General features: G+C 63.0%; 14 protein-coding genes. 11 read left to right on the top strand and 3 right to left on the bottom strand.

Going from position 1 to position 15,876, the window contains the following annotated elements; all coding sequences use genetic code 11:
* Window positions 1-32: 32 nt before the first annotated feature.
* Window positions 33-1,103: an MBL fold metallo-hydrolase gene (locus FNZ07_RS14935; RefSeq protein ID WP_091009314.1), complete on the bottom strand. Its 1,071-nt coding sequence runs from the start codon at window positions 1,101-1,103 to the stop codon at window positions 33-35.
* A gap of 117 nt (window positions 1,104-1,220) precedes the next feature.
* On the opposite strand from FNZ07_RS14935, the gene FNZ07_RS14930 reads away from it, so the two are divergent.
* The 11 genes from FNZ07_RS14930 (at window position 1,221) to bioB (ending at window position 13,804) form a co-directional block, all read left to right on the top strand.
* Complete coding sequence (locus tag FNZ07_RS14930; RefSeq protein WP_091009310.1) at window positions 1,221-1,673, top strand: MerR family transcriptional regulator; 453 nt, start codon at window positions 1,221-1,223, stop codon at window positions 1,671-1,673.
* 226 nt (window positions 1,674-1,899) lie between these two features.
* Window positions 1,900-3,729, top strand: coding sequence for a bifunctional isocitrate dehydrogenase kinase/phosphatase (gene aceK, locus FNZ07_RS14925; protein WP_091009307.1), 1,830 nt, complete (start codon window positions 1,900-1,902; stop codon window positions 3,727-3,729).
* An 88-nt stretch (window positions 3,730-3,817) separates the two neighbouring features.
* On the top strand, window positions 3,818-4,591 hold the full coding sequence (gene can, locus FNZ07_RS14920) for a carbonate dehydratase (RefSeq protein WP_091009303.1): 774 nt from the start codon (window positions 3,818-3,820) through the stop codon (window positions 4,589-4,591).
* A complete protein-coding gene (locus FNZ07_RS14915) occupies window positions 4,584-5,786 on the top strand; it encodes an acetyl-CoA C-acetyltransferase (RefSeq protein WP_091009300.1) in 1,203 nt (400 codons plus the stop codon). Before can ends, FNZ07_RS14915 begins: the two co-directional genes overlap by 8 nt.
* A gap of 33 nt (window positions 5,787-5,819) precedes the next feature.
* Window positions 5,820-6,497, top strand: coding sequence for an SDR family oxidoreductase (locus FNZ07_RS14910; RefSeq protein ID WP_091009297.1), 678 nt, complete (start codon window positions 5,820-5,822; stop codon window positions 6,495-6,497).
* Window positions 6,491-6,946 (top strand): YchJ family protein, encoded by a 456-nt coding sequence (locus FNZ07_RS14905; protein WP_091009294.1) that lies wholly within the window; start codon window positions 6,491-6,493, stop codon window positions 6,944-6,946. The genes FNZ07_RS14910 and FNZ07_RS14905 overlap by 7 nt, the downstream gene beginning before the upstream one ends.
* Window positions 6,947-7,514: 568 nt before the next feature.
* Window positions 7,515-8,873: a dienelactone hydrolase family protein gene (locus tag FNZ07_RS14900; protein WP_091009291.1), complete on the top strand. Its 1,359-nt coding sequence runs from the start codon at window positions 7,515-7,517 to the stop codon at window positions 8,871-8,873.
* 536 nt (window positions 8,874-9,409) lie between these two features.
* Entirely contained in the window at window positions 9,410-10,759 is a 1,350-nt protein-coding gene (gene bioA, locus FNZ07_RS14895) for an adenosylmethionine--8-amino-7-oxononanoate transaminase (RefSeq protein ID WP_091009289.1), read from the top strand.
* Complete coding sequence (bioF, locus tag FNZ07_RS14890) at window positions 10,759-11,955, top strand: 8-amino-7-oxononanoate synthase (RefSeq protein WP_091009286.1); 1,197 nt, start codon at window positions 10,759-10,761, stop codon at window positions 11,953-11,955. The genes bioA and bioF overlap by 1 nt, the downstream gene beginning before the upstream one ends.
* The gene (gene bioD / locus FNZ07_RS14885; protein ID WP_091009283.1) at window positions 11,952-12,713 is read left to right on the top strand and encodes a dethiobiotin synthase; all 762 of its coding nucleotides are present in this window, start codon (window positions 11,952-11,954) and stop codon (window positions 12,711-12,713) included. The genes bioF and bioD overlap by 4 nt, the downstream gene beginning before the upstream one ends.
* An 11-nt stretch (window positions 12,714-12,724) precedes the next feature.
* Window positions 12,725-13,804, top strand: coding sequence for a biotin synthase BioB (bioB, locus tag FNZ07_RS14880; RefSeq protein WP_091010874.1), 1,080 nt, complete (start codon window positions 12,725-12,727; stop codon window positions 13,802-13,804).
* 105 nt (window positions 13,805-13,909) lie between these two features.
* Here bioB and FNZ07_RS14875 read toward each other — a convergent pair whose 3' ends face one another.
* A complete protein-coding gene (locus FNZ07_RS14875; protein WP_245811401.1) occupies window positions 13,910-14,881 on the bottom strand; it encodes a sulfate ABC transporter substrate-binding protein in 972 nt (323 codons plus the stop codon).
* Window positions 14,882-15,095: 214 nt separating this feature from the next.
* Window positions 15,096-15,698, bottom strand: coding sequence for an RBBP9/YdeN family alpha/beta hydrolase (locus FNZ07_RS14870; RefSeq protein ID WP_091009276.1), 603 nt, complete (start codon window positions 15,696-15,698; stop codon window positions 15,096-15,098).
* Window positions 15,699-15,876 lie beyond the last annotated feature (178 nt).

Raw genomic sequence — 15,876 nt, 5'->3', positions numbered from 1 at the left:
CTCAGCAATCTGACAACGCCGCGTCGCGCAAACTACGCCGTAAAGCGGATCACGCCATCGGCATCGTTGGTTCGCTTCAACTCGCCCGCCAGCCACAACAAATGCAAATGTGCGAGCGCTTCACCTAGCGCAAAAGTCATCTGATGAATATCGAGTTCGCGCTTGAACATCAGCGGCACGATGTCCGCGGCACTTTGCGGTTTCGCCGCGCAGGCTTCACGCACCTCGGCGAGCCGTGCATCGTGGTGATCGCGCAACTGCTTAATGCGCGTGTGCACTCCGCGAAAAGGCTTGCCGTGCGACGGCAGCGCGAGCGTATCGGCGGGCATCGTTTCATAACGACCGAGAGACTGCAGATACAACGCGAGCGGATTGCCTTCCGGTTCGATATCGAACACCGACACATTGGTCGAAATGCGCGGCAACACCATGTCGCCGGAGATCAGCACACCCGCCGCTTCGCAATGTAGCGCGCAGTGTTCCGGCGAATGTCCGAAGCCGGTCACGACACGCCACGAACGCCCACCGATCGAAAGCACGTCACCCTCACGCATCCGCCGATACTGCCCCGGCACCGCGGGCACCAGGTTTCCGTAATAGCTCTTGCGATTACGCAACGCATCGAGCGATGTTTCGTCGGTGAGCCCGTGGCGCGCGAAGTGCCTCGCCGCACCTTCGCCGCCCGCATTCGAGCCATCGCCGGCGGCCATCACGCGACCCAGCATGTATTCGCCGAGCGACATCCAGAGCCGCACATTCCAGCGCTGCCGGTCGCCGCCGTTGCACAGCCAGTGCGCGAGGCCGAGGTGATCGGGATGACAGTGCGTGACGATCACGCGCAGGATCGGCAGGCCGTCCAGCACGGTGTCGAACACGCGCTCCCAGTTCGCCTTGATGGTGTCCGACGCGATCCCGCAATCGACCGCCGTCCAGCCCTGCTGTCCATCGATTTCATCGCGCAACAGCCACAGGTTGATGTGATCGAGTGCGAACGGCAGCGGCATGCGCAGCCACAGCACGCCGGGCGCGACCTCGTGCGCAACGCCGGGCTCGGGCAAGGTATCGGCGAACGGGTAGTCGAGTTGATGTTCGAGTGCGTTCATTGCGGGTGTCTTTGTGTGGTGTAGTTGCGCTTCGTTCAAGTTGACGATAACGTAAACGTCGATTCTATCGTTCAATCCGCTTTCGTGCGCAGCCACGGCGGTCTACGAGATGCCCCAATGGATACCCAGTACACGATCACCGAGCTTGCCCGCGAATTCGACGTTACGCCGCGTGCGATCCGTTTTTACGAAGACCAGGGTTTACTCTCACCCAGTCGAGAAGGATCGAGCGGCTTGCGGCGCGTCTACTCAGGGCGCGACCGCACGCGTCTGAAGCTGACGCTGCGCGGCAAGCGCCTTGGTTTCACGCTGTCCGAAATCCGCGATCTGCTCGATCTCTACGATTCGCCGACCGACACGCTTGCGCAATTGAATGCGTTCCTCGCCACGGTCAAGCGCCATCGGGACGTACTCGAACGTCAGCGGGAAGATCTCGATGCGACGCTCGAAGATCTCGCGCAGTACGAAGCGCAGGCGCGCGCACTGCTCGACGGCGACACGCGGGAAAAAGACGACGCGCAACCGGTGGCGACGAAACCGCAGGCGAAACCGGCGCGGCATACAGCCTGAGGCAATACGCGAGTGGATTCACGACGAAAGATTTTTTCGCACGGAGATTCCTGCACAACGCGGCGATTAATCGCTGCGTTGCACGGAGTTAGCAGGAACCGCTGCGAACGCCGCTCAACGTGCTGATGCAACGGCAAGCGCAAACGCGGCGAGCGCGGCATGGCAGGATCGCCCGGACGATACAATCGCGAGTGGCGTCACGACACTGGATGAATGCACGGTCACCATGAATCACTTTCCTAAACTGCTGTCGTCGCAAATCGGTTTCGACCTCGCGCAGACGATGCTCGAAGGTTTCGACCGGCACTACCGCATCTTTCGGGAAGCGGCGATCCACGCCAAGACGCTGTTCGAGCGCGCCGACTGGCACGGGCTGCAACGACTTGCCCGCGAGCGCATCACGTCGTATGACGAGCGCGTGAAGGAATGCGTGGAGTTGCTCGAAGACGAATACGATGCGGAGAACATCGACGACGAAGTCTGGCAACAGATCAAGCTGCACTACATCGGTCTGCTGACCACACACCGTCAGCCCGAGTGCGCGGAAACGTTCTTCAATTCGGTGTGCTGTCAGATCCTGCATCGTTCGTACTTCAACAACGATTTCATCTTTGTGCGGCCGGCTATTTCGACCGAATACATCGAGAACGACGAGCCTGCCGCGAAGCCGACTTACCGCGCGTATTACCCGGGTAAGGACGGGCTCGAAGCGACGCTCGAGCGCATCGTCACCAACTTCCAGCTGGAGCCGCCGTTCGAGGACCTGCAACGCGATGTCGGTTGTGTGATGCAGACGGTGCGCGATACGTTCGGTGAATTCAACGAAGCCGCCAACTTCCAGATTCATGTGCTGTCGTCGCTGTTCTACCGGAACAAGGCGGCGTACATCATCGGACGCATTATTAACGGCGATCTCGTGCTGCCGTTTGCGTTGCCGGTGCATCACGTGTCGCCGGGCGTGCTCGCGCTCGACACCGTGCTGCTCAAACGCGACCAGTTGCTGATCATCTTCAGCTTCTCGCACTCGTACTTTCTGGTCGACATGGAAGTGCCGTCCGCATTCGTCGAGTTTCTCGGCTCGATCATGCCGGGCAAACCGAAGGCGGAAATCTATACGTCGGTGGGCTTGCAGAAGCAGGGCAAGAACCTGTTCTATCGCGACCTGCTGCGTCACCTGTCGCATTCGAGCGATCCGTTTATCATCGCGCCCGGCATCAAGGGGCTCGTCATGCTCGTGTTCACGCTGCCGTCGTTTCCCTATGTGTTCAAGCTGATCAAGGACAGCTTCCCGCCGCCGAAAGACACCACGCGCGAACAGATCCAGGAGAAGTATCAACTGGTGAAGCGTCACGATCGTCTGGGACGCATGGCCGACACGCTCGAATATTCGAGCGTCGCGCTGCCGGTATCGCGTCTCGACGAAGCGCTCGTGCGCGAACTCCAGAAAGAAGCGCCGTCGATGATCGAGTACGAGGGCGACAACCTGGTCATCCGCCATCTGTACATCGAACGCCGCATGGTGCCGCTCAACCTGTTCCTGCAGAACGGCACCGACGAGGACGTCGAGCACGGCATCAAGGAATACGGCGACGCGGTGAAAGAGCTGATGCAGGCGAACATCTTCCCTGGCGACATGCTGTACAAGAATTTTGGCGTGACACGGCACGGCCGCGTGGTGTTCTACGACTACGACGAGATCGAGTATCTGACCGACTGCAACGTGCGCGCCGTGCCGGCGCCACGCAACGAGGAAGACGAGTTGTCCGGCGAGCCGTGGTACACGGTCGGCCCGCACGATATTTTTCCCGAAACCTACGGCACGTTCCTGCTCGGCGATCCGCGGGTACGCCAGTACTTTCTCAAACATCACGCCGATTTCTTCGAACCTGCGCTGTGGCAACGGCACAAGGAGCATCTGATGAAAGGCGAACTGCCCGACTTCTTCCCTTACGACCGCGGCGTCCGCTTTCGCGTGCGCTACCCGGAGCGCTTCACAGCAGCGACAGCAGCCGACACAACCGCGCAGCCGCCGGACCGCGCTGCGCGTGCGGCCTGACGACATCATGCGAAGCCAGGCCGAAGCCATCCGCCACGATTCAACCGATACGCCGGCCCATAACCGCGTTGAAGCGACATAAAAGCACATGAACTCAAACCCGAACCAGCCGCACCCGCTCGCGCATCTATTCGACAACAACGATGCATGGGTCAAACGCAAGCTCGCTGAAGACCCCGAATTTTTCTCGCGACTCGCCGACCAGCAGACCCCCGAATACCTGTGGATCGGTTGCTCCGATTCGCGCGTGCCGGCCAACCAGATCATCGGTCTGCCGCCCGGCGAAGTGTTCGTGCACAGAAACATCGCGAACGTCGTCGTGCACTCGGACCTGAACTGCCTGTCGGTGATCCAGTTCGCCGTCGATCTGTTGAAGGTCAAGCACATCATGGTGGTCGGCCACTACGGCTGCTCGGGTGTCGGCGCCGCGCTGCACGGCCGGCGCATCGGACTTGCCGACAACTGGCTGCATCACGTGCAGGACGTGCGGACCAAGCACGCGGCGCTACTCGAGGAATGGCCGATCGGCGACGCGCGGCATCGCCGGCTCGTCGAGCTGAACACGATCGAGCAGGTCGTCAACGTGTGCCGCACCACCATCGTCAACGATGCATGGGCGCGTGGCCAGGACCTCACCGTGCATGGCTGGGTGTATGGCGTACATGACGGCCGCGTGCGCAATCTCGGCATGACAATCGCGAGCCTCGACGATCTCGATCCCGCTTACAAGCAATGTGTGGCCGCCGCGTCCGCGGGCCGCGCGCATTCGACCGACAACGACGTGGTCGCCGCCGATGCAGCGAAGCTCGGCGACGTGCCCGCTGTCGTCGCAGGTGTTATCAAGGAGCTGAAACATGAGTGAGACAAACGCAACTTCGCGCGATCCGATCGTGATCGTTTCCGCTGCCCGCACGCCGATGGCGGCGTTTCAGGGCGACTTCGCGACGCTGACTGCGCCGCAACTGGGTTCGGTGGCAATTGCCGCTGCGCTCGAACGCTCCGGACTGAAGCCGGAACAGATCGACGAAGCGGTGATCGGTTGCGTGCTGCCCGCCGGCCTCGGCCAGGCACCCGCGCGGCAAGCCGCGCTCGGTGCCGGCCTGCCGCTGTCCACCGGCAGCACGACGGTCAACAAGATGTGCGGCTCCGGCATGCGCGCAGCGATGTTCGCGCACGACATGCTCGCGGCCGGCTCGATCGACGTGATCGTCGCGGGCGGTATGGAGAGCATGACCAACGCACCGTATTTGCTGCCGAAGGCACGCGGCGGTATGCGTATGGGCCACGGTCAGGTGATCGATCACATGTTCTACGACGGCCTCGAAGACGCGTACGAACGCGGCCGCCTGATGGGCACGTTCGCCGAAGAATGCGCGGCGTCGTTCGATTTCACGCGCCAGGCGCAGGACGCCTTTGCGATCGAATCGCTGCAGCGTGCGAAACGCGCGAACGAAGATGGTTCGTTCGCATGGGAAATTGCGCCAGTGAAGGTCGAGAGCCGCAAGGGCGAGGTCACCATCGAGCGCGACGAGCAGCCGTTCAAGGCCAACCTCGACAAGATTCCGACGCTCAAGCCTGCGTTCAGCAAGAACGGTACGGTAACGGCAGCCAACTCGTCGTCGATCTCCGACGGCGCCGCCGCGCTCGTGATGATGCGCGAGTCGACCGCACAAAAACTCGGCGTGACGCCGCTCGCCCGCGTCGTCGGCCACTCGACGTTCGCTCAGGAGCCGGCGAAGTTCACCACCGCACCGGTCGGCGCGCTGCGCAAACTGTTCGAGCGCAACGGCTGGCGCGCGGATCAGGTCGATCTCTACGAAATCAACGAAGCATTCGCGGTCGTCACGATGGCCGCGATGAAGGAACACCATCTGCCGCACGACCGGGTCAACGTGAACGGCGGCGCGTGCGCACTCGGTCATCCGATCGGCGCATCGGGTGCGCGTATTCTCGTCACGCTGCTCGGCGCACTACGGCAACGCGGGTTGAAGCGCGGCGTGGCGAGCCTGTGTATCGGTGGCGGCGAAGCGACGGCGATGGGCATCGAGCTGCTGTGAGCGCAGCCACGACGAACCGTATGAGGTGAGTGCATGAAAACTGCGTTGATCGTCGGGGCGTCGCGCGGCATCGGCCGCGAGTTCGTCCGCCAGTACCTGCACGCGGGCTGGCGCGTGCTCGCCACCGCGCGCGACGACGACGCGCTCGATGCGCTCGCCGCGCTCGGCGCGCAGACCTTTCCGCTCGACGTCACCGAGCCTGACGAAATCGCTACGCTCGGCGACAAGCTCGCCGCCGAGCGGCTCGACGTCGCGCTTCTCGTGTCGGGGGTGTACGGGCCGCGCACCGACGGCGTCGAAACGATCACGTCTGAAGACTTCGATCACGTGATGATCACCAACGTGCGCGGGCCGATGCAGTTGCTGCCGGCGCTGCTGCCGCGCGTCGAAGAGGCGGACGGCGTGCTCGCGGTGCTGTCGAGCAAGATGGGCAGCATCACGGAAGCGACCGGTACGACTGGCTGGTTATATCGTGCGAGCAAGGCGGCGCTCAACGACGCGTTGAAGATCGCTTCGCTGCAAACACGGCGCGCGGTTTGCGTCGCACTGCATCCCGGCTGGGTGCGCACCGACATGGGCGGCTCGCAGGCGGCGATCGATCCGGAACACAGCGTCAGCGGTATGCGCAACGTACTCGCGCAGGCCGCGGGCGCGCATGCGACATTCAACGGCCGCTTCTATCAGTACGACGGCACGCCGCTCGAATGGTGAGCTTTTCACCACCGACCTCACGGCCGTCCGCGTGCCCCTGCGGCGGCGCTACACCCGGCCAGCGTAGCGGCACTGCCGCGCCGCCGTTCGCGCAATGCTGCGGCCGTTTCATCGATGGCGATGCAACTGCGCCGGACGCGCTGACTTTGATGCGCTCGCGATACAGCGCCTACGTGCTCGGCGCGACTCAATATCTGCGCGCAACCTGGGCGCCACACACCTGTCCCGCCGACCTCGATGCCTCCGAAGCATCTAACGCATCCAACGCCACACGCTGGCTTGGCCTGCAGATCAAGCGCTTCACCCCACTCGATGCAACCCATGCCGAAGTCGAATTCGTCGCACGATACAAGATCGGCGGTCGCGCGCACCGGCTGCACGAACTGAGCCGCTTCGTTCGCGACGACAGCGGCTGGCGCTACGTTGACGGCGACATCCGCGAAGACTGACACAGCGACGCGATATCGTCGGGCTGCGTGTGTCGCAGCTCGCCTCCTGGTTACCACCCGTTACATAAGCCCCTTCCGACGCCTCCTTCACGTAGTGTTCAGGTGTTGGCCGCACGCCACATGGTTTTCCCGTCATCGCCGCGACACTTGGTCCTGCGCCTCTGCACGGCGCCTTCCGGGCGCCACCTGGCGGTCATTCCAGCGCGACGTGCCACTCGGCAATTTTTTCGCTGCGGGCTTGTCCCGAATTGCACAAACCAAAATTGTCGTGCCAGTATCGCTCCACAGGTTGTGCAGCGTTACGTCGCGAGGAGCGGCTCAACACCGTCCTCGTGCGATACCGAAGTGCAGATCCGGTATCGCGTAGCGCTCATCTTCGGCGCGTGGGGTCGCGTCGGTCGACAGACGGTTCACTCGTTGCGATCTCCAGCAGCGTGCGCGTGCAAGCGCTCATGCATGTCAGTGGCTTGTTGTTGTCAAACGGCGCTGTAACGAGTCCGTAAGGCGATCCGGTTGCATGACCTCGGGCGAAGGGCTTCAAGGCAGATCTTCAAGGTGGGCGTAGCAGATGGCGTTCAGAAGGGTTCAGGCGGGATGTAAGGCGGTCTGTGCATGTGCGGCGCTCGTTGCGCTCACTGCGTCGTCCGCACACGCCGATCCGCTCTTCGCTTCATCGACGAATGCGCCAGTCAAACCGGATAAGCCGGTTAATTCAGCGTCCGCTCAACAACCGGTCGGCCCGCTCTCCAGTGCGCAGGTCCAGCGTCTCTCGCTCGAAGACGACGCATGGCTGCCCAGCGCGCGCCTCAACCAGCAGATCCTGCGCATCCCGACCGATTCCTCCGGCGACATCACGCTCGAAACGACCGTCTACAAGCCGGACGGTGCGGGTCCGTTCCCGATGATCGTCTTCAATCACGGCAAGATGCCCGGCGACCCGCGTAACCAGGCGCGCAGCGATCCGCTGCCGTTCGCGCGCGAGTTCGTGCGCCGTGGTTACGTCGTCGTTGCACCGAACCGGCGCGGCTTTGCAGAATCGGGCGGCGTCTACGAGCAGGACGGCTGCGATGTCGAACGCAACGGTATCGGCCAGGCCGCCGACGTTGCCGCGACCATCGACTACATGTCGAAGCAACCGTATGTCGACGCACAGCACATCGTCGTGGCCGGCACCTCGCATGGCGGCCTCGCGACGATCGCCTACGGTGCGCAGGCTGCATCCGGCGTGCGCGCACTGATCAATTTCTCGGGCGGTCTGCGCCAGGATGCCTGCAACGACTGGCAGGGCAACCTGACGCAGGCGTTCGGCGCTTACGGCGAGAAGACGCATGTGCCGTCGCTGTGGCTCTATGGCGACAACGATTCGATCTGGCCCGCCGCGTTGATCACGAAGATGTACACCACGTACACGACGGCGCTCGGCCCCGATGTGCGGCACGGTGTCGGCTCGACGATGATCGACTTCGGCACGTACAAGGACGATGCGCACCGCCTGGTCGGCGATCGTGACGGCGTGCGCGTATGGTGGCCCGCCGTCGAGAGCTTCCTTGCGCGCGTCGGTATGCCGACCAGCGTGCAGTATCGAGTGGAAGAGGCGCCCGAGCCGAAGCCAACCGGCTTCGCATCGGTCGAGGCAATCGATGCCGTGCCGTTCGTCGACGAAGGCGGCCGTGCGGGTTATCGCAACTTCCTGCATCAATATCCGAGTCGCGCGTTCGCAGTCTCCAACTCGGGGGCGTGGTCGTGGGCCGAAGGCGGCGACGATCCGAAGGCAGTGGCCATCTCGAACTGCCAGAAGCACAGCAACGATCCGTGCCGGCTGTATGCGGTGAATGACGTTGTCGTGTGGAAGGACACGTCGGCCACGGCATCCGATCCAGGTGCGGTCGACCCCGCCGTGCATAAGCCCGCGCTCGCGAGCCGTTAGTTTTCGTCGTAGCAATCTTCGGCGCGTGGTCGCGCATAGTTACGCGTGATCGTTGCCGCATCGGGTGGTTGAATTCCGCACAGCCGCTCCCGCTTACCGGTTCTCACCTCATCCTCCCCACCGCATCCCCCACGGCGCTATGCGAAAGAAATCGCATCGCGCCCGCTCCATGCCTCTCGAATTCACCTGCTGCGCCCCCGTTCTGACCCAAAACCCTCTATTCCCCCCATCCATCACCCGATTTTTTTAGTCACCCCCCACTACTTTGCCGTCGTCATCTGCGCTCTTTTCTGCCCTTCTGGCGCGATCGGCTCCGTGCTGTCGAAAACGCCCGCTAACGCCCGTCCAGCATGGCTCAGCGGCCTTTTTCCGGGGTAGTGCATCGGGCCCGTTAACACGCTAATCTCCGCCTGGAATGGCGAACGGCACCACCCGGCAACCTGTATCGAGCCTCAGATTGCGCACCTGAATCGCACCGCGCTTCACCTGAGCGCTGCGCAATCCCCGTTCGCCTGCTTCAATGTCCCGGAGTCCGTGTGAACCCATCCGCATCAACCGAAGACTGGGTCGCCCGCAGCCTGCGCGCTGTCTGGCACCCCTGCACGCAGATGAAACACCACGAGCGCCTGCCGCTCGTGGCGGTTTCGCGCGGCGCCGGCGCGTGGCTGTACGACCGCGACGGACATCGTTACCTCGATGCGATCAGTTCGTGGTGGGTCAATCTGTTCGGCCACGCGAATCCGCGCATCAATGCCGCGCTGAAAACGCAGCTCGACACGCTCGAACACGCGATGCTCGCCGGTTGCACGCACGAGCCCGCCGTCGAACTTGCCGAGCGGCTCGGCGCGCTGACTAACCACACGCTCGGCCACGCGTTCTTCGCGTCCGACGGCGCCTCAGCCGTCGAGATCGCATTGAAGATGAGCTTCCACACCTGGCGCAATCGCGGCTTCGATGAGAAACGCGAATTCGTGTGCGTCGCGAACAGCTATCACGGCGAAACGATCGGCGCGCTCGGCGTCACCGATGTCGCGCTGTTCAAGGACGCCTACGATCCGTTGATCCGACATGCGCACGTGGTCGCTTCGCCCGATGCGCGACACGCCCAGCCTGGCGAAAACTCGGAGGATGTCGCTCGCCGCGCGCTTGAGGGCGTGCGCGCGCTGTTCGAAGCGCGCAGTACGAAGATCGCCGCGCTGATCGTCGAGCCGCTCGTGCAATGTGCGGCTGGGATGGCCATGCACGATGCGTCGTATATCGCCGGTTTGCGCGCGTTATGCGATCAATACGGCGTACATCTGATCGCCGATGAAATCGCAGTGGGATGCGGGCGCACCGGCACATTCTTCGCGTGCGAACAGGCGCAGGTGTGGCCGGATTTTCTGTGTCTGTCGAAAGGTATCAGCGGTGGCTATCTGCCGTTGTCGATCGTGCTGTCGCGTGACGAGATCTATGCGGCGTTCTACGACGACGACACCGCGCGCGGCTTTCTGCACTCGCATTCGTACACGGGCAATCCGCTCGCTTGCCGCGCGGCACTCGCGACACTCGATCTGTTCGCCAGCGACGATGTGCTCGCAACCAACGCACGCAAGTCGGCAACGCTGCGCGCAGCACTCGCACCGCTCGCCGAACATCCGCAAGTGCGCAACCTGCGTCAATGCGGAACGATCTTCGCATTCGATGCCGCACTCGACGACCCGAACGCCGCGAAAACATTCTCGCGCCGCTTCTTCGAAAACGCGCTGCAACGCGAACTGCTGCTACGTCCGATCGGCACGACCGTGTACCTGATGCCGCCGTACATTCTCGACGACATCGAACTCGGCCTGCTCGCCGAGCGCACGCACGAAACGTTCGATGCAACACTGAAGGAGACCCGCTGATGCATCTGCTCACTACCCTCGAACAGGGCCTGAAGGACATCGATGCGCGCGGCCTGCGCCGCCGTCGGCGGATTGCGGATACGCCGTGTGCGGCGCACATGACTGTCGATGGCCGTGAAATCGTTGGCTTTGCGAGCAACGATTACCTTGGCCTCGCGGCGCATCCGCAGCTCGTTGCGGCGCTTGCGGAAGGCGCGCAACGCTATGGCGCGGGCAGCGGTGGTTCGCACCTGCTCGGCGGTCACTCGCGTGCGCATGCGCAACTCGAAGACGATCTCGCTGCATTTGCCGGTGGCTTCGTCGATGCGCCGCGTGCGCTGTACTTCAGCACCGGCTATATGGCGAATCTGGCCACGCTGACCGCGCTCGCGGGTCGCGGCACCACGCTCTTTTCCGACGCGCTGAATCATGCGTCGCTGATCGATGGTGCGCGGCTGTCGCGCGCTGAAGTGCAGATTTATCCGCACGCCGACACCGATACGCTGAGCGCGTTGCTCGATGCATCCACGGCCGAAACGAAACTGATCGTGACCGATAGCGTGTTCAGCATGGACGGCGACGTTGCACCGTTGGCACGGCTGCTCGAACTGGCCGAGCGGCACGGCGCGTGGCTCGTCGTCGACGATGCGCATGGCTTCGGCGTACTCGGCCCACAGGGACGCGGCGCGATTGCTCAAGCGGCATTGCGTTCGCCGCATCTGATTTCGATCGGTACGCTCGGCAAGGCGGCTGGTGTGTCGGGTGCGTTCGTCACTGCGCATGCAACGGTGGTCGAATGGCTCGTGCAACGCGCGCGGCCGTATATCTTCACGACTGCATCGACGCCCGCTGTTGCACATGCGATGTCGGCGAGCGTGCGTATCATCGCGGGCGCTGAAGGGGATGCGCGCCGTGCGCATCTGCAGCAGTTGATCGAGCGTACCCGCGCCATGCTCAAAACGACACCGTGGCTGCCGGTCGATTCGCATACCGCTGTGCAGCCGTTGATTATCGGCAGCAATGAAGCTGCGCTTGCTGCGGCCGACGCACTCGATCACGCGGGACTGTGGGTGCCCGCGATCCGTCCACCGACTGTGCCGGTCGGCACGTCGCGCCTGCGTATTTCGCTGTCGGCTGCGCATTCAAATGAGGATCTCGACCGTCTCGACGCAGCACTCACACGACTCGGCACCACCATGGTCGCGGAGGCTGCATGAGCGCGCTGTCGCTGTTCGTCACCGGCACCGACACCGAGATCGGCAAGACGCTGGTTTCCACTGCGTTGCTGCGCGGTTTCGTGCGCGCGGGACTGCGCGCCGCGGCAATGAAGCCGGTCGCAGCAGGCGCGTTCGAAGTGGATGGTGTCTGGCATAACGAGGACGCCGATCAACTCGACGCCGCCGCGAACGTGCTGCTGCCGCCCGCGATCCGCACGCCGTATCTGTTGAAAGAACCTGCCGCACCGCACGTCGCCGCCGCACTCGAAAACGTGACGCTCGACGTCGCACGCATCGTCGAGTGTCATGCGCAGGCGTCACGCACCGCGGATGTGGTGGTCGTCGAAGGGGTCGGTGGTTTTTGCGTGCCGCTTACCGACACGCACGACACCGCTGATCTGGCGCGCCTGCTGGACCTGCCCGTGGTGCTCGTGGTCGGCATGCGGCTCGGCTGCATCAGCCATGCATTGCTCACCGCCGAAGCAATCACCGCACGCGGCCTGCGCATCGCGGGCTGGGTCGCGAATCGTGTCGATCCGAACATGCGCTTCGCCGACGAGAACATCGCCGCGATTCGCGAGCGGCTCGAACATCGATACGACGCACCGCTGCTCGGCACCGTACCGCATCTAAACCCCACGTCCGCCGATGTCGCAGCGGAACATCTCGACATCGCCGCACTCCTGCACACGCTGCGCACGTTATGCACGTTACGCATCGCACAGCACCCGACCCGACTCCCCGTCATTCATTCATGAGGATCGACGACATGACTTCACTGCATACCGGTTCGACAACTACCCCCGCACCTGCCGTCGCAGCGACAGCTTCAGAAGCCACGGTCGCGCGCTGGCGCATCGCCGACATCGTCGCGTTGTACGAACTGCCGCTCAACGACTTGCTGTTTCGCGCGCAGCAAACCCATCGCGAGCACTTCGATGCCAACACCGTGCAACTCTCGACACTGCTGTCGATCAAGACCGGCGGTTGCGAAGAAGACTGCGCGTACTGTCCGCAATCGGTTCACCACGACACGGGCTTGAAAGCGGACAAGCTGATGCCCGTCGACGACGTGCTCGCAGCCGCACGCGTTGCGAAAGAGAACGGTGCCACGCGCTTCTGCATGGGCGCCGCATGGCGCAATCCGAAAGACCGCCACCTCGAGCCGATCAAGGACATGATCCGCGGTGTGAAGGCAATGGGCCTCGAAACCTGCGTGACGCTCGGCATGCTCGAAACGCACCAGGCAGAAGGTTTGCGCGAAGCCGGGCTCGACTACTACAACCACAACCTCGATACGTCGCCGGAGTTCTACGGGCAGATCATCTCGACGCGCACCTATCAGGACCGTCTGGACACGCTGGAGCGCGTGCGCGACGCCGGCATCAACGTGTGCTGCGGCGGCATCGTCGGACTCGGTGAATCGCGTCGCGAACGGGCTGGGCTGATCGCGCAGCTTGCAAACATGGACCCGTACCCCGAGTCGGTGCCGATCAACAATCTCGTGCAGGTGGAAGGCACGCCGCTCACCGGTACCGAGGCGCTCGATCCGTTCGAGTTCGTGCGCACGATTGCGATTGCGCGCATCACCATGCCGCGCGCGATGGTGCGACTGTCGGCAGGACGTGAGCAGATGGACGAGGCGTTGCAGGCGATGTGCTTCTTCGCCGGTGCGAATTCGATTTTCTACGGCGACCAGTTGCTCACGACGAGCAACCCGCAGGCGGAAGCGGACCGGAAGCTGCTCGAGCGTCTTGGCATGCGTGCCGAAGCCGCGCAGCAAATGCCGCTCGATTCGCACGGTTGCGAACATGCCTGCGACGGTCATGCGCAATCGGCTGCGAACTAAGGCTGCGCAAGTTCACTGACCGACTGATCGACTGACGCCGGAAATACAAAGGCCGCCCGATAGCACTATCGGGCGGCCTTTGCTTTACAACGAAACCCGCGCTTCTTACTTCCGGTCGACGACGATCTGATCGAAGGTCCCGCCGTCGGAGAAGTGCGTCTGTTGCGCCTTCTGCCAGTTGCCGAACATCTGCTCGACAGTGAAGGTTTTCAGCGGTTTGAATTCGCTCGCGTGTTTCGCGAGCACGCTCGCATCGCGCGGCCGCAGATGATGTTGCGCGATGATCTCCTGCGCGGCCGGCGTGTACAGATAGTCGAGATACGCCTGCGCTTCCTTGCGCGTGCCGCGCTTGTCGACGACCTTGTCGACGATCGTCACAGGCGGTTCGGCCAGCAAGCTCACCGACGGGTACACCGCCTCGAAGCTACCCGCGCCCACGCCCGTTTCGATCAACGCGACTTCGTTCTCGAACGTCACCAGCACGTCGCCGATACCGCGCTGCGTGAACGTCGTGGTCGCGCCGCGGCCGCCGGTATCGAGCACGGGCACGTTGCGGAAGATCGCCTTTTCGAAGTCTTGCGCCTGCGCATCGGTGGCACCGTGCTGCTTGCTGTAGCCCCAGGCGGCCAGGTACGCGTAGCGGCCGTTGCCCGACGTCTTCGGATTGGCGATCACAACCTGCACACCGGGCTTCGCCAGGTCGTCCCAGTCCTTGATGTGTTTCGGATTACCCTTGTGCACGAGGAACACCATCGTGGTGGTGTACGGCGCGCTGTTATCGGGCAATCGCGCGCGCCAGTTGGCGGGTACGAGCTGGCCGCGCTCGGCGAGCAGGTCGATGTCGTTGGGCTGGTTCATCGTGACCACGTCTGCCTGCAGGCCCTGCAGTACCGACAGCGCCTGCGCGCTCGACGCACCATGCGACTGGCGGACCGATACGGTCTCGCCGCTCTTCTGCTTGTATGCGGCAATGAAAGACGCGTTGATGTCCTTGTACAGTTCGCGTGTGACGTCGTAGGAGACGTTCAGCAGCGACGTATCGGCATGCGCATTCGATACGCTACCGAGCGCGAGCATAAACGCCGTAACGCCGGCTGTGAGCCAGCGCAGATTTATTCGATTTCCTCGATTCCCCGAATTGCCTGTCATTGTGTCTGCGCCCCGTCCGTGATGAATGCGTGATGCCGCTGCTGCGGTTCAAAGCCGGATTCTAGCGGATCGGACTACATGCGACCGGCGCGGCACGATCGAACGATTAGAACGACGATCGACTATCCGCGCGGCAATGTCATCAAACGAAGGCGTGCGTAGCAGGTTCGATCGATTCTTCGCGAAAGCGCAATGGCGCAGCGCAATGCACGAGCGTATCGATGAAGTATTTGGCGCGCGGCCACGGACCGTAGCCCGCCGCAGTGTTGATATGGCCCGCGTCGCCGAGATTGACGAACGCGCTGCCGAAACGCTGTGCCAGTTCGCGGGCGTCGGCGAGCGGCATCCATGGGTCGGTGTCGCTGCCGATCATGATCGACGGCACGCCGATACGTCGTGCGTCGAAGTTACCCGCGAAGGTGAATTTCGCGGGGCTTGCGGGCGCGACGAACAGCACGCCGGCGACATCGGCTGCGTGCGTTGTCTGCTGCAGCACATGCGCGGCAACCAGGCACCCAAAGCTATGCGCGGCCAGCACGAACGGGCCGCGCTCGCGGGCGAGCAGCTCGCGCAACGACTGGGCCCACTTCGCGAGATCGGGGGCATCCCAGTCCGCCTGCTCGACGCGCAACGAACGCGCAAACTGCCGCTCGAGCCACGTCTGCCAATGCGCGCCCTCGCTGCCATGTAGACCCGGTACGGTTACGACGCGGGGTGGCCATGTCGATTTGCTGCATGAGAACATGATTTTCCTCGCTGACGGAACCCGATAAATCATTGTGGACGCCGGATCCGCGCTTCTGAACCAATTTTTCGTGCTTTGTTTATGGGCTAAAGATTCGCAATCGCCCGCGAGACTGCGGGCGTAGTCGCTCCGGCGCACGGCGCCGTCGGCAAGAAAGTAGAATGAGGCCTATCCGCCC

Source organism: Paraburkholderia megapolitana, assembly GCF_007556815.1.
GTDB classification, from domain to species: domain Bacteria; phylum Pseudomonadota; class Gammaproteobacteria; order Burkholderiales; family Burkholderiaceae; genus Paraburkholderia; species Paraburkholderia megapolitana.
Note: the sequence above shows the minus strand (reverse complement) of the source record. Positions and strands in the feature narration are given on the sequence as shown.